The sequence below is a fragment of the Streptomyces sp. F001 genome (assembly GCF_004187715.1).
GTDB classification, from domain to species: domain Bacteria; phylum Actinomycetota; class Actinomycetes; order Streptomycetales; family Streptomycetaceae; genus Streptomyces; species Streptomyces flavusporus.
The window spans coordinates 501725-519181 of sequence record NZ_QZWF01000005.1 but is presented as its reverse complement, the minus strand read 5'-3'; the positions used below and the strand labels follow the sequence as shown (position 1 = coordinate 519181).

The window sequence follows — 17457 nt, the reverse complement described above, 5'->3', positions numbered from 1 at the left end:
GCGCCATCCAGACTGATCCAGGTGACCTTGAGGTACTCCCCGCCGCGAGGAGAGCGGTCACTTCTCCGGCTGGGGTGATCGCGAGCCACACGGACACCTACACCTCGCTGATGCCCCAGTTCGAGCAGGAGGCCGCCGACGCCCCCGTGGGGTCGGTAGAAAACCCCGTAACCAGGACGTCGCCTAGCGTTACGTCCCCGCACACACGAAAACAGCCCCCTCGGAGATCACTCCGAGGGGGCTGTTCGAAGCTCCGTGCCTGGTCAGGCACTGTGCTCCCGGCGGGACTCGAACCTGCGACACCCGCTTTAGGAGTGGGATTGGATCCTTTCCCGGGGGGGCCTGGCTGTGCCGCGTGGTGCTGTTCTTACTGATCAGCGTCACACGGCATGGCGCTCTGTCCGGTGCTAGATGGCCTGTCCGCGGCAGTGCGCTCACGCATCGCTCACGCGTTTCACCCTCATGGTTAGGCGTGCCGTCAACCATTTTCGCGACACGCCTCACCACTTTCCAATCACTCCGGCACTGAACAGTTGCAGACGCCGCCGACGCTGTCTCCCTCGGCGTGTACCTCACGCCTCGACGTACGGAGCCGTGGGCCTGCCGGTGGAGTTCCTGCATCCTTGGACGGCGCGGTCAGCAGCTTGCGGGACTCGGCCGGCATCGTGACCCCCGGCTCCAAGGTTCCGCCATGCTTGGTGTCTTGGCTCGTCTTGTGGTCGGTGCTCCCGGTTCGGTGGTTCTCCGTGCTGGGTCGTCGCCAGGCGGCGTACAGGGTGGAGAGTCCTAGGGCGACAGTTGAGACCGCCTCAGGCCGAACCTTGCACGCGATCAGAACCACACCCGTCAGCAGTACCGATACGAAGGCGACGAGATCGACGCGGGGATTAGGGTTTCGCATGCCGAGCCTCCCTGATTGGTTTTTCGTGGGACACGATCAAGGCTGCGGCGTGTAGGAAGTGTTGCGGTAGCAGGCACAGTTGCCACTTGCTGCAACACCGACGGGAGGGCAGCTTGTGACGAGTCTTGAGCCACTGGTAAGGCAACTGCCGGATGATTCGCGTGCGCTCGCCGAAGCCTTGAGAAGCATGTTCGATGGTCTGAGGGTTAGCGTTCGTCGCTATGCGGCGCGTCGGCACAGAGACGCAGGGTCTGTCTCCCGATACCTCAACGGGACGCGGATACCACCTTGGGAGTTCGTCAGCGACTTGATGCACGATGTCGCGGAGGAACAGGGAGCCGCCCCGACGCCTGAGGCGATGGAACTGTTGCGTCAACTGCATCGCAAGGCGCTGGCTGTGAGCGGATCCACAGCGCAGAAGCTGCAGCTACTGGAAGATCAGCTTGCTGACGCTGACAGAGAGGTCAGGCGTTCGGCCGTCCGCGAGCGTGCGCTCACCGATGCGTTGCTCGACGCGCAACACCGTGCTGCTGATCTTGAGGTGCAGATCGGACAACTTCATGCCGATCACGACCGGGATCGTTCCGAGACGCGGAACGCTCTGCAGCTACACGAAGACCAACTCGGTGATCTGCGGGACGAACGGGCTGAGCTTCTAGCGCAGGTAGAGATCCTCGAAGAAGAGCTGAGGGAGGCACACACTCTGCGACTCCGTGCCGAGGCGAGATGCGAGGTGCTGGAACGGCAGCTGGACGCAATCGACAATCTGACGGAGCGGACAGACACGCCTGAACGTGGCGAGGCGCGACAGGGCCAAGTAGAGGATGAGGCAGTGTCCGCTGAAGAAACCCTGCTACAGAAGGTAGGCGGAGAGTACTTTGAAAACCGTGTGTCTACGTCGAGGCACGCCCCAGTCTCAAACCCGCGACTGAACTCGAAGTATCTATTTGAGACGTTCGTCGTCGGCGCCTCAAATCACTTTGCGCATGCGGCCGCCGTTGCTGCCGCCGAAGCGCCGGCGAAGGCGTATAACCCCCTGTTTATTTATGGCGAGTCGGGTATCGGTAAGACACATTTGCTTCACGGAATCGGGAACTATGCTCGCAGCCTGTACCCAGGGGTGAAAGTTCAATGTGTGAGCTCGGAGGAGTTCACTAATGAGTTCATCAACTCAATTCGTGATGGTAAGACTGACGCCTTCCGTAATCGGTATCGCGACGTCGATATCCTACTCGTGGACGACGTTCAGTTCCTGTCGGACAAGGAGGTGACGCAGGAGGAGTTTTTCCACACGTTCAACACGCTACACAATGCGAACAAGCAGATTGTCCTGTCCAGTGATCGGCCGCCTAAGCAGTTGCTGACGGTGGATGAGCGGTTGAGAAACCGTTTCGAGTGGGGTCTGGTCACCGACATTAAGCCGCCGGAGCTGGAGACGCGGATCGCGATCCTGCGCAAGAAGGCGATGCGGGAGCAGTTGAATGCGCCAGTCGAGGTCTTGGAATTCATCGCTGCTCGAATTCGGCGAAGCATCCGCGAACTGGAGGGTGCTGTGCTTAGGGTGGCCGCGTTCGCTGCCCTTAATCGGCGGGAGGTGGATATCGAGCTAACGAATTCAGTTCTCAGTGACATGTTTTCGGGGGTTGCTGTATCAGATCCGCAGGGTGCTGTCACGGGTGACCTTGTTATCGAGCTTACAGGTGACTATTTCGGAGTCGCGGATGAGCTTCTACGTGGGCGCGATGGCGGACGAGTGGCCACGGTCGCGCGGCAGATGGCAATGTATCTATGCCGCGAGCTGACGTCGCATTCCGCTACCGAGATCGGCTCCCTGTTCGACGGCCGAGAGCGGACAGCAGTGGACCGAGCTCAGCGGAGGATCCGCGAGCTCATGAAACAGCAGGGCACCGTCTACGAGCAGGTCACCGAGCTGACACAGAGCATTAGCCAGGCTGCAGTTGCCGCCCAGGGCTGACGCCCTTTACTGTCAACCGGCGAGAGCACCGCTCGTTAGTCCCCAGTCGCACCGTTTACCAATGGAGTAGTGGCGACGTCATTGAAGTGGGATTACTCGCCGGGTGTTCGGGCACCGTTGACCGCTCGATCCACTAATGCAACGGTCACCCGTAGGTCGGGAACTTGTCGCCAAGGATGATGCGCCACAGGCGCATCGCCTCCTTATGGTCCCCATTTATCTCGGCTCGATTCGCTGCTGCAGCGCGTTCCCACGCGCGCTCCATCGCTGTTTGGGCAGCAAACCGAGTTGTCCACGACATTCCGTCCGATAGATCCCCGCTGTAACCGGCAGGATCTTGTACCGACAAGTTCCCCTTGTTGTATCGGAAGAAGTCTTCCAAGGCGTCGCGTGAGTCGGTACCGAGCGACCATTCAAAGGTGCGAGCGACCAAGGCTTCGAGGTGGAAGGAGCCGAAGTAGTTACTGTGTGCCTTGTTCCACTGTTTCGCGAACCGGATGATCTTCTTGATATCTCCATCTACTCGGTTGTTGATTTCATTCAGGTGGTCCTCGTGCTTCACTGGATCGGTGGTGAGCCACCTGCCTGACCCATCTGGGATGCCGTATCCGCCGCTGTCATACTTCACGACAGCGGCCACGTCCACCTCTAGGCCATCGGTGTAGAAGAGTCGCACTGCCTGACCCCGTGCGCCGATCTTCCTTACCGTGGAAGCGTTATTCAGGCTGCGCCGCACGCGATAGAGGAAGTCGGTTGAGTTATCCCGGTAACTTCGACTCCATAGGTCAGGGTCCACATACAGGTGCGTCAGCAAATCGATGTCACTGACAGGACGACTCGCGGTACGGCGCCCCAAGGAGCCGATGATCTTTGTTGACTTGTACGTAATGGTGCTGGTGGCGGGGAAGGCGCTCTGCAGGGCCTTCACGACGGCGTCGCGCCGTTCGTAGACCTTGTCCCAGGTTGCTTGACGAGGCTTGATGTCGTCATCGAACTGATTGAAGGCAGATGCCACTGTGAGCGCCATACTCACACCACCTGATCGGTTTCGTAGGTCTGTCTGCCTCTCTCGATATTGCGAGTGGCCAACTTGAAGGCCAGGCGTCCTGGCGGATCGGAGGTCTTGTTCAGCTCGTCCCGCGTGTTGGTCAGACCGCGCAGGGCATCCCGCGATTCCTCGCGGGTCAGGTCGGCCAGGTCAATCGTGAGGAACTGGCGGGCTGCCGTTTGCAGTTCTAGGTAGGCGTTTGCCGACGCCTGGGCCTGGGTCATCCTCCGTGAGGCGTTGACGGTCGTGAGGGTCGCACTGAAGGCCGCCGCCGCAAGCGCCAGGACACCTGGCCAGATGCCAACGTCACCAGCGAGCGCAGTGCCGCCGGACACAGCAGCCAAGGCGGCAGCTGGAACGCCGAGAATCAAGTTGATGAGGCGCCACAACTTGGCTTGCTCGAATTGGCCTTGTGCGCTCCAGAGGGCGCTCTCATGGATGCGGTCGGCTTCTTGGGCGATGGATCGATGCGCCTCAGGGAGACCGTCAGGGATCAGAGACAAGCGCACCTCATCTACCGCAGTCGGGTATGTAGGACGGACCGTGACAGGTGGGGGACAAGTAGCGTAGACGGGTTACCCCTCTTACCGCCATCCGCTTGCAGTAGCGCAGCACGGTGGTCACATGCTCGCTCGGTACGAGAGGCACGCGAACTGGATGAGCGGGCTCCTGTCGGCACCGTGCGCATTCCCACAGACGGATGGTCGGTTCAGGACATCGCCGTGGATTGCTGCAGGCAGCCGCTTGGTAGACGCGTATCCGTGATCACGCAGCCGCACGTCGCGTGACGCTGGGCCTGGAGTGCCTTGAGTGGGCCGACTCGCCGCTCTCTGATGGCGGTTCAGTCTCGAAGGTCTTGGACCATCACTGCGTACACCGGTGAGTCGGCGAACGGTTGCTGCTCGCCGACTTTGGCGTACCCCCACGACTCATAGAGTTCCTGCACCTTGGGGTGGGTGACGTCGACCAGGAGCACGGCGAGGTCTTCCGTACGTTCCTTGAGGAGCGCCTCGTGCAATCGTTCGGAGATGCCCTGCTTGCGCCAGCCAGGGCGCACCATCACCTCGGACACGGCATACGTAGAGGTGTAGCCACTCTTCGGCTCGTAGCCTGTGGAGCGCCACCATTCGCGGCCGGGAGCGAGCGGGGCGCCGTAGGCGAAGCCGGCGGGCTCCTCTCCGTCGTAAGCCACGACGCAGGAGAAGCCCTCCATACCGGTCCAGTGATCGACGAACCAGGCGAAGCGCTGGTGGAAGGGGTCGTCCATCTGGTCGGCGTAGGCGTCGGCGTGTACGTCGATGAGCATCTGCCGGAAGCCCCCGGGGAGGTTCCCGTGCTGGAAGTGACGTAGGTCGGTCACGCTCGACTCCATTCGGTGCGCATGCGGTCTGCCCAGTCTCGTGCGTAGGAGGCTGAGGGGGACAGGGCGAACAGGCCCCGGTGGAAGTCGCCGATGAGCGTGCGCATACGGCCGGGCAGGGGATCGCCGTCCATGATTGTGAAGACATCGGCGGCTGTCACTGTGGCTTGTTCGGCGTCGCCCTGGTGCAGTTGCGCGAGGGCGAGCTGGGCCGTTGCGAGGGCCCTGTTGCGCCGGAAGGGCTCCGGGATCTTGGCCAGGGCCCGGTGTGCCATGGCTTCGGCGTGGGTGTGGTGTCCGCTGTTGTAGTGGACGATGGCGGCGAGGTGATCGAGTTCGGCCTGGCCGTAGAAGGCTGTCCAGCGTGGGCGCTCGCGTTCCGGAGTCTTGGTGAAGGCGTCCTGAGCCGATCCGAGGGACCGCCCGGCGATGCGGCCATCACCGAGTGCCGCGTAGGCGAGGGCGGCGCGGACGCGACCCAGGGAGTCGAAGAACGGGTCACGTCGTGCGGCCGGAGAGGCTTGTGCGGCCTGCGCTGCCGCGAGCGCTTCCGGCCAGTTCTGGCGCTGGTAGGCGAGCATGGACAGGTTGACCCACACCCGCATTTCGGTGGGGCCGTCCTGGGAGAGGCCGGCGTACGTCGCGGATTCGTTCAGGTGCCGTTGCGCCTGATCGAGGTTGCGGGCGTCGATGCAGGACCAGGCCGCGATGGTGGAGTACTCGGCGGCCAGCGCGTACAGGGCTCGGCGGACGCGTTCGCTGGCGTTGCGCTGCTGCAACTCCAGTACGCCGTCACGGCCCTTCGTCGCCGCCTTCTCCAACTCCAGGTGTCCACCCTGGCGGTCGTCGGCTTCTACGAGCGCGTTCATCCCGGCGGCGGCCCGAGCCACATCTGACATGCCGACCGTGCGGCGCTGGGCGACCAGTGGAACCGCGGCGGCTGCGGTCCCGGTGGCCGAGGCGATGAAGGTGCGACGCCGCACAGGGTCCTCCTGCGGGTGGTGCATGGTGCGTGGTGCGCTGAACCCTAAGTCCTCGACGGGGCAGCCGAACACCCGCTCCAGCGCCGCGCATGTACGGCCGATGGGGCGGCGGGAGGTTCCGTTCAGCAGGTTGCGGACGGTGCGTGCGGAGACGTCGCCGGGCCTGCCGGTGATCTCTGCCAGCGCAGTGTTCATCCGACCAGCCAATTCATCCTGGGTGAGCCCGAGTTCATCCATCCGGCTCTTGAGGATGGCGTTCGCTCCCATGCCACTGACCGTAGACCGGCGGTCACCGACCGATCCAGACCCCAGGTCACGGGAACGCAAAGTCTTCCGGGTCGGGGCGGCCAGCGCGGGCACGACTTTCCTGTTCCTCACGGGCCACAGGCCGTTGACTCGGTAGCAGCCCGTCGAGGTCCTGATTCCCCTTTCCTCGACGGCATGGAGGAGAGCCCGCCCCGGCGCCACCCCGTCGCGGGGGCGGGCGTCCACCCCCGGAGGGATGTTCCTGTGACCATGACCGCAGCCCGACCTACTGCGACCGGCACCCCCGGTTACACCGAGACGATGCCGCGCGAGCCGGAATCCGCTCGCCGGGCCCGCATGCTCGTCTCCGCCGCACTGAGCACTTGGGGCATAGGCGAGTTGGCTGAGGCCGGGGTGCAGATCGTGGCTGAGCTGGTCAACAACGCAATCGACCACACCCGGTGCCGGAACGTTCGTGTCCTGGTCACGCGTCCCAGCCAGGGCGTGGTGCGTATCGGCGTCGCCGACACCTGCAGGGAAGGCCCCGAGCTGGGCAGCCCCGACGATCATGCGGAGGAGGGGCGTGGCCTGCTCCTGGTCGAGGCCCTTAGCTGGAGATGGGGATACGACCGGAAGCGCTGGGGCAAGGTCGTGTGGGCCGAGCTGGAAGTGCCGGCCAAGTGCTGAGACCTCGCGTGCTGTTACGGCTGATGCCTGCTGACGAGCTGGTGGACGATCCCAGCGCGGAAGCGTGCGTGGAGCTCATCATCCTCGGCCCCCTCCGCCCGACAAGTGACCCCGGCACCGAGATGTTCGCCGAGCCCTTGCGCATCACGCCCGTGGATCTCGTCCGGCTGCACATGGAGTCGGCCCATGCACTTGGGGAAATCCGAGCCGAAGCCACGGGGGCGGAGATCGAGTACAAGCGGCGTCTCAACCGGTGGCATGAGGACGGCCGAGTCGCGGTCGAGTCCATGGAACCGGAGGTAGTGCTCCTTGCGCGCGTGCTTGAGGCACTGCGTCGGGAAGCTCTCGCGCCGGGCTGACCCGGTTCCAAGGGTCGACCGGCGCTCCACGACTTCCGCTTGGCGACTCGATGTCCGAGGCGCTGGGCGGACGAACAAGGCAGGCCAAAGTTCAGAACTTCCCGGAGAAAGGAAGACCGTGTTCAACTACATGGACCGATTCCCCACCGGCAGCCCGCTGCCACAGGGACACCTGACCGCCGCTCCTTGGGGCCTGCGCCGCATCGCCCCATACCCGCCCGTAGCGGCGCCGGACTACGTGACGGTGGAACTGGACCCGGCGACGCAGACCGCCCGGTACCTGGACGCGTCCGGAGCCCCCACCATGTCTCCGGGGCACGGCACATCGTCCGGTACCAATCCGTCTACTGGCACCACGGGCCAGGGCGACCGCAACAGTGACTCCCCGGACAGCGACACGGGGAACGACACCGACCAGTGACTCCAGTGACTCCAGTGACGAACGACGATCGTCCGGTCCTGGTCGTCACGAACCTCGACGACCCGACCGCGGACATTGTGATCACCGAGCTGCACGACCGGGGTGTCCCGGTCGTGCGGTTCGACTCCGGTGACTTCCCGGCCACCCTGTCGTGCTCTGCCTCCATCGGCGACACCAACAGGTGGCGAGGAAGCGTGCAGACTCCGAGTCGGCGAGCCGACCTGGGCGCCGTGAGGTCCATGTACTACCGGCGCCCCTCTGGGTTCGCCTTCCCCTACCTCGACAGGCAGGAAGAGCGGTTCGCCATCGCGCACGCGCGCTACGGGCTGGGTGGCATCCTCACCTCGCTGCCCGGCTGCCTGTACGTAAATCACCCCAACCGCATCGGTGACGCCGAGTACAAACCGGCCGGGCTCGCGACCGCGGTGGCGGCCGGCTTCACCCTGCCGCCCACGCTGATTACCAATGTGCCTGACGATGCGCGGGCGTTCATCGAGGAGCACGGCCCGGCCATCTTCAAACCCATCTCGGTTCCGCTCTACCTGGTCGACGGCAAGGCCCAGACTGTGCCCGTAACCGAAGTGACCACCGACGAGATCGACGACGCGGTGGCCGGCACCATGCACCTGTTCCAGAAGTGCGTGGACAAGGTCGCGGACGTCCGGGTGACGGTCATCGGCGAGCAGGTCTTCGCGGTGCGAATCGACTCCGGCCTCCTCGACTGGCGCACCGACTACGGCACCCACACATACACGCCCGTCACCCCGCCGCCCGAGGTGGAGCATGCCATGCGTGCCTACCTGAAGCACTTCGGGCTTGTCTTCGGGGCATTCGACTTCGCCTTGACCGACTCCGGCGAGTGGGTCTTCATCGAGTGCAATCCTTCGGGGCAGTGGGCATGGATGGAGCCGCCGACCGGGCTGCCCATGACCGCGGCACTCGCCGATCTCCTGGAAGGAGGACTCCGTGGCCAGTGAGCCTGATGCCGAGACAACGGCAGCCGACCTCCGACGGCAGCTGGCGGCCGGACTGGAGAAGGACGGATGGCTGCGGTCGCCTCAGTGGCGGGCTGCCGTTGAGGCAGTACCCCGCCACGTGTTCATTCCGCGCTTCTACCGCGAGAGCCACGGCCCAGGTGTCACCGCCTGGGAGCCGGTCACCGAGGCGGACGCCGGCCAGGAAGAGTGGCTCCGGCTCGTCTACTCCGACGAGACCTGGATGACCCAGTTCGACGGCCGGGACATCGACTGGGCCGATCCGAAGCCGATCACCAACGCGGCCCCGAGCTCATCGTCCACTCTGCCGAGCCTCGTGGTCCGGATGCTCGAAGACCTGGACGTACACGAAGGCATGAACGTACTGGAAATCGGGACAGGCACCGGCTACTCGACTGCACTGATGTGCCACCGGCTTGGCAGCGAGGCCGTGACCTCGATCGAGACGGACGAAGGTGTGGCACGGCGAGCCCGCGAGGCTCTCGCGAGGTCCGGCTATACCCCTGACCTGGTGGTGGGCGACGGCCGCGTCGGCCACCTCGACGGAGCCCCCTACGACCGGCTGATCGCCACGTGTGGCTTCCGCAACATCCCCCCTGCCTGGCTGGAGCAAGTGCCGCCCGGCGGCGTCATCCTGACCACTCTGCGCGGCTGGATGCGCTCCCTCGGCCTGGTCAAGCTCATCGTCACCGGAGACAGCGCGAGCGGCTGGTTCAGCGAGGACGACCCGAGCTTCATGATCGCCCGTCAGCAGGACGCGCCGGAGAGCCTCGGCATGGTGCCGGGGCCCGACGACGGCACGAAGCGGAAGGTCACGTACGGGCCGGAAGTCCTCACCAGTTCGGGGCCCGGCTTCATGGCACAGCTCGCGGCACCAGATGCCCGCTTCTTCTCCATGTCGCTCGACGCCGGGCCAGTGAGCACGTTCGTGCTGGACAGCGGCACTGATTCGTTCGCCGTCCTCGCTCCTACGGACAATGGCTGGGAGGTCCGCCAGGGCGGCCCGCGCCGCCTCTGGGACGCGGTCGAGTCTGCGGTGGCCACCTGGGAGGAGTACGGCTCACCGAGCACTGCCGCATTCGGGGTGACGGCATCCCGCGATGCGCAGGTGGTATGGCTCGGGAACCCGAACGGCCCTCAATGGCTGCTTCCCCCCTCGTGATCAACGCCGCCGAGCTTGATGCTCCTGCGCAGGCGGTACGGCTGGGTGCTCTGGCACATGGCGGGCATTTGCTGCCTGCGCTCTCGGTCCCGGCGCGTGGCGTTCGCCGAGGCGGCGGACGCGCCAAGTAAGGGCGCGGGCGGGGCTGAGGGCGTCGTCCAGGGTGCGCTGGCTGACTGCGCGGTCGAGGATCGTGGCCGCGTTGTGCCCGGCTGCTTCCGCCTCGGCGAGCACGGTGGCCAGTGCGTCCCAGGCGGGGTCGTCCAGGATGCGTTCGGCGTGTTCGGGGGCCGCCCGTTGGAGGTGGTGGGCGTAGCGGCGTTTGGTCTGCGGGCCGGGTGCCCGGCTGGCGAATCCGGCCAGGACCGGTCCGGCGATCTGCGCGTACGCGGCCTGCAGGTGGATGAGAGTCTGCTCGGCTGCCGCCTGCTGCTGGGCGTGCTGGCGGGTGCGGTGCCAGTGCATCGCGTAGGCGACCGCGGTGAGCGCGACGTCCAGCAGCATCGCCAGCCCGGCACCGTCTCCATGTCGTGCGGGGTCCTTCCAGATCGCCTGGACACTGCGGCGCAGGGCGCAGGCACTGGCGTCGTCGGCAGCGATGCGGGAGCGGGTGGCGCGCTCGAAGGCGACAGCGGCGCGTTCGAGTTCGGCCCGCACCGCGGCGGGGGCGGTGAGCGGGAGCAGATCGAACGCTGCGCCGAGCGCGGCCAGCTGGCCCTGAGCCACTTCGTCGCTGCTGCGGGTGAGGTGGTGGGGGATGCGTTCGGTGGCGGCGGTGGCCTGGTGCCAGGGGTTGCCCGGCCGGACGGCCTTCGGTTCGGGGGTCGTGGTGGTGAGGCGTTGGCGGATCTTGGGCAGGGAGAGGTCGCCGGCGAGGGTGGAACCGGCGTAGAACACGGGCTCGCCCTTGTCGTTGATGTCACCGGGCAGGGCGAAGTTGCAGCCGAGCGCGTCGCCGGAGGGGCCGCGCTTGAGGCGCACGGTCACGCCAGTGGCCTCCAGCAGGGCGAAGAACTCGGCCTCGTCCGTTGCTGCGGCGACGGCACGGCGGACCCGCAGGCGCAGTACATCGCGGGTTGCCGCTTCCTGACCCAGGCGCTTGGCCTTGAAGTGCTCCTTGCTGGTGGGGCGCTTGGCGGCGGTGCCGTCGCCCGGCTTCAACCGCCTCAGCCGGTAGTCGACTTCGATCTGGCGGGCTTCGCGCTGAACGGCACGCTGGTCGTAGTCGCGCTGGGGGCGCCGGCCGTCCTGGCGGACGAGGGTGGCGGCGATGTGGATGTGGTCGTCGGCGTGGCGGACGGCGACCCAGCGACACGCTTCGGCGTCGCCTTCGGGGGCGATGCCGACGGCGGCCACGATCCGGCGGGCGATGTCGGCCCACTGGGCGTCGGTGAGGATCGGGTCTTCGGGTGCGGCACGGACGGGGCAGTGCCACACGGTGTACTTGGGGGCCTTGTCGCCCAGCATCTTCACGGGCTGGTCGAGCTGCGCGGCGAGCTGGGCCTCTACCTCCTTTGGGTCGCGGTGGGGGCTGCGGCCGGGGTCGGGGGCGAAGTCGTTCCAGGAGGCCACCAGGTGTGGGTCGATGTGCTCGTTGGCCCGGCCCTTGCCGAAGAGGTAGCCGATCGTGCGGCGGGTGGCGTGTGGCCCCTTGCCGAGGATGATCTTCGGGATCAATGGTTCACCGCGCCTCTGTGATCTGGGCGACGGCGGTGTCCACCGCGGCGACGGACGCCTCGACGCGGTCCAGGAGCCGTTGGACGGTGTCGGGGTGGGGCCAGGAGCCCTCCTTGTTGAGGTGCCAGGTGAGCTGGTTGAGGTTGTTGCCTATGCCGCCGAGCTGCCGGTTGGCGGCCATCAGGGTCTTCACCATGGTGCGGTAGTCGGCGACGGCTGCGGTGGGGTCGTCGGCGCGGGCGGCGGCGAGCGCGCACTCGGCGACGTAGCCGCCGGGCTTCATGCGGCTCAGGGCAGCAGCCTGCTGGACGAGCTCGAACTCGTCGTCGTTGTAGCGGGGATGAACGCGGCGCTCACGCAGCTGCTTGTCACGCAGACGACGACGCGGCGCGGAAGTCTGCGGCGCGTTCGACGACGGCTCGACGGCCCCTCCCTCGGTCGGCTCCCCCGGGCCGGCCGACTCCGGTGCCGCCTCGGCGCCGGATGCCTCCGTCTCCCCTGGGGCGGGGGCCGGATAAGGACTCCTTATCCGACAACTTGCTGCGCTGTCTGGGGCTGAGGTGGCGTGCATCTGCTGCTGAGCTGTGGGGAGTTCGTGGTGATGTTCGTGCATGGTGGTGCTCCGGTGGTGAGGGGGCGGGAGGCGTGTCACGTGCGTCGCATCCGTCCCAAGCCTGGTCAGCACAGGTACGGACGCTCGGGCAGGTACGGAGATGTCCGTCCCGGTGAGGACATCCGTCCCCGCGCTGACCTGCGCGGGGACGGATGCGACGCAGCGATACGGACCCAGCGGGAAGCGGGTCAGCGGGCGCGTTTGGGGCTGGCGGGGCCGCCGGGCGGGCCGATGGGCAGCTGACCCGCCGGGGCGGCGGGCGGCTTGCCCTGAGCTTGGCGCGCGGTTGTGGCGTCGTGCGCGCGCGTCGTCTCGGTGAGGTCGGGGCAGTGGCGGGCCCAGCTGTCGAGGAACCGGTTGCGGGCGTACCCCTTGGCTTGCCTGCCCTTGTCGAAGCGGTAGTTGGCCGGGCGGATGTCGAAGTCCCGGAGCATTCTGCCCAGGTGGTAGGCGTTGAGCCCGTTGGTGCCGTGCTCTGCCCAGGGGGCGTCGGGGTCTTGGAGCAGGGCGGTGACCAGATCCAGGGAGGACAGGGCTTCGGGGTTGCCGTGTGCCTCGAAGACGCGGTGGATGTCGCGCAGCAGCCGTGTCTTCAGGTTGGTCTGCTCGTCCTGGACGGCCTCGTACCGGGTCATCGCGACACAGGCCGCACGGGCGCTGGCGGGCCAGTGGCCGCCGGCCAGGTCGGCGATGATGACCAGCGGTTCCCAGGTGTCCGCCGCCCGGTCCTCCACCGGCATCGTCGGCGCCATGCGGCCGGCTGTGCCGCGCAGCGGTCCCAGCCATGCGGCCAGTTTGTCCCGCAGTGCGTTCAGTTCCGGTGTGGCGTAGCGCGAGCGGAACGGGGTCACCTTCTCGCCCGGCTTGCGCTTTTGCATGCGGAGCACGACCGCTCGGTCGGTGATTGTGTCGGGTAGGTCGCCGATCGAGGCCAGCGCGGCCATGGCGAAGGTCGGATACGGGGTCGGCTTGTGCTCCGGACCCGAGATGCGCCAGGCGGGCCGGTTGCGCTGGTGTCCGGCGTTCAGCAGGCCGCGCAGTTCCTCGTTGTCGCCGGCCTTGCTGAAGACGGTGTCGGCCTCGTCCACCAGGATCGTGCGCGGGTTCTTGCCGATGATGCGGAAGAGGACCGCCGTGGACATGTTCACCGTCATGATCGGCTGGTGGACGGTCTCGTGGAGCACGTCCAGAACCCGGGACTTGCCGCAGCCCTTCGTCGGGCCTACGACCGCCAGACGCGGCGCGTGCTGCAGAACGGTCTGGATGTGCGTGGCCGCCACCCACAGGGTGACCGCTGTCAGCGCCTCGTCACTGGGCAGCACGACGTACTTGCCGATCGCCGCCCGCAACTCATCCAGCAGTTCCGCACCCTCACCGGAACCCCTTTCCCCAGGGTCTGCCGGTCCCCGAGGAGGCCGGGAGCCGGTCCCGTGATCCGGTCCCCGTGTGTCGACGGGACCGGTCCCCTCCTGCTGGGCGGCTCCCGCCACGGGGTTGTCAGACCCTGGCGACCGGCGGGGACCGTGATCACGGTCCCCATTGCGGTCCCCTGGTGCAACTGCAGCCTCTTGGGGACCGGTCCCCGATTTCCCGCCGCTGACCTGCGAGTTTGCACTGGATGCCGATACGGGGACCGGGACGTGCGGGGAACGAGTACCGGGCACTTCGTGGGGACGGTCCCCAAGCACGTCGCGGGGACGGTCCCCAACAACCGCATTGGCAGGCGGCTGGGGACGGTCCCCGTGTGCTTCCGCCTCCGCCGGGTGTTCGGCGGTCCCCGACGCGGGGGACCGTGTGTCCTGCTGATCCTGGCGGCGCCAGGGGATGCCTTCGCCGGGGACGGCGGGAGTGGGCCAGGCGGTGGGGGAGGTGTTGGTGGTGCTGGGGGACGTAGAGTCCTCCATAGGCGTTCCTCTCCGGGGAGGCAGGACGGGTAAGGTCCCACCCCTCACCAGCTCATTCGTTCAGGGATGGGCGATCAGTTGGGAAGTCTTCGGCCCTCGGCGTTGGCGCGCCGGGGGCCGCCACGTCGTCCGCGTCAGATGCGGGGTCAGGCCGTGAGGTCGTACGACGTCTGGGCGTCCAGCCACGCGTCCACCTCCCGCCAGTGGTAGCGCAGGTGACGGCCGACCTTGTGGACGCTGGGGCCGATGCCCCGGTACTTCCACTGGTAGAGGGTCTTCACCGGCACCCCGAGATAGGCGGCGACCTCTGCCGGGGTGGCAAGCGGGCCACGCTGGGCAGCCGCAGCGGTGGCAGGGGCGTTGGTGCTACGGGGAGGGGTCTTCGGCATAGGGCTCCTTTTCGGTCTTGAACAACGGGCTGGACAACGCAGCCACACCGCCCGGAGAAAAGTCCAGAGTTGGTTCTGAAACTCCTCACTACTTCTTTCGGTGTGGCCGGGGAGAGGGAAACAGTAAGGGTGGATCCCCGGTTGCCGAAATCGCCCCCGCCGGGGCTGAAATTTTTTGCGGCGAAGCAACCGGTCGAGGTGCCGGAATCCGGCACCTCCGCAGCTCAGAGGTGACACCTGGCGGTCAGGGGCGACGTGAATGACTCGCCGGGCATCATGGCTGATGTGTGTTTAAATCGCCCATCTCGAAAACGGAGAGGGAAGGTAACACGGCACCTCGGTCGAAACGCCTCGCGATGTGCCGGAATTCGACGAGACGAACGCCACTTCGCCCCTGAGCGACTTTTGGAGAGTTTTAGAGCTAACTCTTGCCATGGCGCCCGGATGCAAGTTACAGCTATCTGTCATGTCCAACCGACCTGTTGAAATAGGCCCCGCCGGCCTCCACGCCGCCCGCGCCATCGAGTACCTACGTCTCGTGCGCGGCCTGACCCAACACCAGCTCGCCGCCCGCTGCACCGCGCTGGGCCGTCCGATGGCCAACACCGCTCTCAGCCGCACCGAACGCGCCCGCCGCCGCTGCGACGTAGACGACCTCGTTGCCCTCGCCACCGCGCTCGGTGTTTCTCCCACGACCCTGCTCCTGCCGCTCCCGTCGGTGTCCGGTGATGACTGGAGGGGGTGCTAGTTGGCGCGGGTCTGGATTGAGGACCGCATGGGGCACGCGGCGTATGTACGGGCCGTGGCGGACGCCAAGCGGGCGGGGCGTACGCCACCGGGGCGGTACCGCGTGCGCTGGTACGACCCCGACGGCAAGCCGAAGATGAAGACCTTCGCCCGCAAGGTCGACGCCGAGGCGGAGCGGATAAGGATGGAGTCGCGTCTCAACGACGGCTCCTATCGCGATCCCGCAGCCGCGCGGGTGAAGTTCGCAGAGGTGGCGGAGTCCTGGCTGGCGGCGCAGCTCCACCTCAAGCGCTCAACCCGGGCTCGCTACCGCGGTGTTCTCGACGTCCACGTGATCCCCAAGTGGGGCACCACCCCGCTGGACCGCATCCACTTCGAGGACATCGCCGAGTGGCTCGCGGATCTGCTGTCCGGCGAGGCGACCGGCGGCAGGAAGCTCAGCCCCCGGTCGGTCCGCAAGGCGTACGTCGTCCTCAGCCGCGTTCTCGGCTACGCGGTCAAGGCCCGTCGTCTGGCGGCCAACCCGGCTGTCGGCGTGCCTCTGCCGAAGGCGATGCCCGCTGATCACGTGTACCTCGACGACATGCAGGTCGACGCGCTGGCTAACGCGTCAGGCGCCTACCGGGTGTTCATCCTGCTGCTGGCCTACACCGGACTGCGCTGGGGCGAGGCATCCGCGCTCAAGGTGGGCCGCGTCGACCTGGACGCCTGTCGGGCCCACATCGTGGAGGCGTACGCCGAGGACAACGGCAAGCTCTACCTCGACACCCCCAAGAACCACGAGCGCCGGTCCGTACCGATCCCGCGGTTCCTGGCCGACGAGCTGAAGCCCCACGTCAAGGGGAGAGGAGATGACGACTTGCTCTTCACCGCCCCGCAGGGCGGGCCGCTGCGGGCCCGGAACTTCCGTCAGCGGTTCTTCGCGCCGGCGGTCGTAAAGGCCGGGCTGGGGCATCTCAAGGTCACCCCGCACAAGCTGCGCCACACGGCGGCCTCGCTCGCCATCGCCAGCGGCGCGGACGTCAACGTCGTACAGACGATGCTGGGCCACAAGTCCGCGACGCTGACCCTGGACACCTACGGGCACCTCTTTCCCGACCGCCTGGACGAGGTCTCGAAGAAGATGCACAAGCGCCGCTCCAAGCAACTGGCCAAGGCGAAGGCCAAGCTGGAGAAAGCGGAGCGGAAGGCCCGTGAGGCCGCCGAGACCGTGGCCGCCCTGGAGGAAGACGCCGCGTGATGTGTGCCTAACCCGTGCCGGGGCGCCGTAACCGAAGGGGGCACCCCACCGCGCTGATGCGGTGGGGTGCCCCCTTGCGTCTTCCTCGGATCAGGTCAGTCGCGGCGACGGCTTTCCTCCCAGAACCGGTCCATCGCAGCAGCGGCCGCATCCCCAGCCAACCGCTCGATCCTCTCGGGCACCTCGCGCTCGTCGAGGACGAAGAGCCTCCCGCCGACGAGGTGGGTGGTCGTCTTCCAGCCGAGACGCCGTCCCGCTTCCCTGGCGGCACGCCGGACGTCCTTGAGCTCGCCCATCTCCGCAAGATCGTCAGCGCCAAGGATCAGCTGCCCGTAGTACCCCTCGTACTCCGGCTTCAGCGCGGCCCGCATCAGCGACTCAAGCCGGGCGACCAGCCTCTCGTGCCGGCGCCGGGCCAGTTCGTCTTTCGCAGGCATCTCGCACAGCTCCCCACCTCTGCCCGCAGCCGCATGTGTGCCATATGTGTGCTGCGAGGACGAAGGCCCTCCCGTCCGATGGACGGAAGGGCCTCTGACCTGGTGCTTTGCTGTGCCCCCGGCAGGATTCGAACCTGCGACACCCGCTTTAGGAGAGCGGTGCTCTATCCCCTGAGCTACGAAGGCGGGGATCTCGGTGAGATCCGGCGACTAGCCTAGCGGATAAGGGATCGGCAGTGGCAAGGTTCCCGTTTGCGCAGGTCAGAAGTCACTCGAGGGGGTCAGTGGCGGGACCGTCGAGGACGGTCGGCCC

Annotated in this window: 16 protein-coding genes, 1 tRNA gene and 1 pseudogene; 8 read left to right on the top strand and 10 right to left on the bottom strand. The window is 66.6% G+C overall.

The genetic code is table 11. From position 1 onward, the window contains the following. Positions 1 to 1622: 1622 nt before the first annotated feature. Positions 1623 to 2876: pseudogene (gene dnaA, locus StrepF001_RS22535) on the top strand (chromosomal replication initiator protein DnaA); the annotation flags it as partial. Between the two features lie 145 nt (positions 2877 to 3021). Here dnaA and StrepF001_RS22530 read toward each other — a convergent pair. The 4 genes from StrepF001_RS22530 to StrepF001_RS22510 all read right to left on the bottom strand — a co-directional run bounded on the left by StrepF001_RS22530 (position 3022) and on the right by StrepF001_RS22510 (position 6534). Further along, a complete protein-coding gene (locus StrepF001_RS22530) occupies positions 3022 to 3903 on the bottom strand; it encodes a nucleotidyltransferase (protein WP_129800010.1) in 882 nt (293 codons plus the stop codon). Between the two features lie 2 nt (positions 3904 to 3905). Beyond that, positions 3906 to 4427, bottom strand: coding sequence for an SLATT domain-containing protein (locus StrepF001_RS22525; protein WP_129800009.1), 522 nt, complete (start codon positions 4425 to 4427; stop codon positions 3906 to 3908). Between the two features lie 338 nt (positions 4428 to 4765). Beyond that, positions 4766 to 5296: a GNAT family N-acetyltransferase gene (locus tag StrepF001_RS22515; RefSeq protein WP_129800007.1), complete on the bottom strand. Its 531-nt coding sequence runs from the start codon at positions 5294 to 5296 to the stop codon at positions 4766 to 4768. Next, entirely contained in the window at positions 5281 to 6534 is a 1254-nt protein-coding gene (locus StrepF001_RS22510) for a helix-turn-helix transcriptional regulator (protein ID WP_129800006.1), read from the bottom strand. Before StrepF001_RS22510 ends, StrepF001_RS22515 begins: the two co-directional genes overlap by 16 nt. Positions 6535 to 6783: 249 nt before the next feature. Here StrepF001_RS22510 and StrepF001_RS22505 point away from each other — a divergent pair, with 249 nt between their 5' ends. The 5 genes from StrepF001_RS22505 to tgmC all read left to right on the top strand — a co-directional run bounded on the left by StrepF001_RS22505 (position 6784) and on the right by tgmC (position 10137). Continuing rightward, positions 6784 to 7200, top strand: coding sequence for an ATP-binding protein (locus StrepF001_RS22505; protein ID WP_206306906.1), 417 nt, complete (start codon positions 6784 to 6786; stop codon positions 7198 to 7200). A gap of 23 nt (positions 7201 to 7223) precedes the next feature. Next, positions 7224 to 7559, top strand: a complete 336-nt coding sequence (locus StrepF001_RS22500) for a hypothetical protein (protein ID WP_240797611.1) — start codon at positions 7224 to 7226, stop codon at positions 7557 to 7559. Positions 7560 to 7677: 118 nt separating this feature from the next. Further along, positions 7678 to 7980: a putative ATP-grasp-modified RiPP gene (gene tgmA, locus StrepF001_RS22495; protein ID WP_129800003.1), complete on the top strand. Its 303-nt coding sequence runs from the start codon at positions 7678 to 7680 to the stop codon at positions 7978 to 7980. Between the two features lie 14 nt (positions 7981 to 7994). Then, positions 7995 to 8957, top strand: a complete 963-nt coding sequence (tgmB, locus tag StrepF001_RS22490) for an ATP-grasp ribosomal peptide maturase (RefSeq protein WP_129800002.1) — start codon at positions 7995 to 7997, stop codon at positions 8955 to 8957. Beyond that, complete coding sequence (gene tgmC, locus StrepF001_RS22485; RefSeq protein WP_129800001.1) at positions 8947 to 10137, top strand: ATP-grasp peptide maturase system methyltransferase; 1191 nt, start codon at positions 8947 to 8949, stop codon at positions 10135 to 10137. The genes tgmB and tgmC overlap by 11 nt, the downstream gene beginning before the upstream one ends. Here the strand turns inward: tgmC and StrepF001_RS22480 are convergent, their stop codons facing one another. From StrepF001_RS22480 to StrepF001_RS22465, 4 genes are all read right to left on the bottom strand, one after another. Then, a complete protein-coding gene (locus StrepF001_RS22480; protein ID WP_129800000.1) occupies positions 10138 to 11814 on the bottom strand; it encodes a relaxase/mobilization nuclease domain-containing protein in 1677 nt (558 codons plus the stop codon). 4 nt (positions 11815 to 11818) lie between these two features. Then, positions 11819 to 12190, bottom strand: a complete 372-nt coding sequence (gene mobC / locus StrepF001_RS22475; RefSeq protein WP_240797641.1) for a plasmid mobilization relaxosome protein MobC — start codon at positions 12188 to 12190, stop codon at positions 11819 to 11821. Between the two features lie 425 nt (positions 12191 to 12615). Beyond that, positions 12616 to 13776 carry a DUF3631 domain-containing protein gene (locus tag StrepF001_RS22470; protein ID WP_129799999.1) on the bottom strand — a complete coding sequence of 387 codons (1161 nt, stop codon included), beginning with the start codon at positions 13774 to 13776 and terminating at the stop codon, positions 12616 to 12618. 701 nt (positions 13777 to 14477) lie between these two features. Continuing rightward, on the bottom strand, positions 14478 to 14720 hold the full coding sequence (locus tag StrepF001_RS22465; protein WP_129799998.1) for a helix-turn-helix domain-containing protein: 243 nt from the start codon (positions 14718 to 14720) through the stop codon (positions 14478 to 14480). A 466-nt stretch (positions 14721 to 15186) separates the two neighbouring features. Here StrepF001_RS22465 and StrepF001_RS22460 point away from each other — a divergent pair, with 466 nt between their 5' ends. Beyond that, positions 15187 to 15468 (top strand): helix-turn-helix transcriptional regulator, encoded by a 282-nt coding sequence (locus StrepF001_RS22460; protein WP_129799997.1) that lies wholly within the window; start codon positions 15187 to 15189, stop codon positions 15466 to 15468. A gap of 27 nt (positions 15469 to 15495) precedes the next feature. Next, on the top strand, positions 15496 to 16707 hold the full coding sequence (locus tag StrepF001_RS22455; protein WP_240797609.1) for a site-specific integrase: 1212 nt from the start codon (positions 15496 to 15498) through the stop codon (positions 16705 to 16707). Between the two features lie 95 nt (positions 16708 to 16802). Here StrepF001_RS22455 and StrepF001_RS22450 read toward each other — a convergent pair whose 3' ends face one another. Beyond that, the gene (locus StrepF001_RS22450) at positions 16803 to 17144 is read right to left on the bottom strand and encodes a hypothetical protein (protein WP_129799996.1); all 342 of its coding nucleotides are present in this window, start codon (positions 17142 to 17144) and stop codon (positions 16803 to 16805) included. Positions 17145 to 17257: 113 nt separating this feature from the next. Continuing rightward, positions 17258 to 17330: transfer RNA gene (locus StrepF001_RS22445), tRNA-Arg, on the bottom strand. Positions 17331 to 17457: the final 127 nt, after the last annotated feature.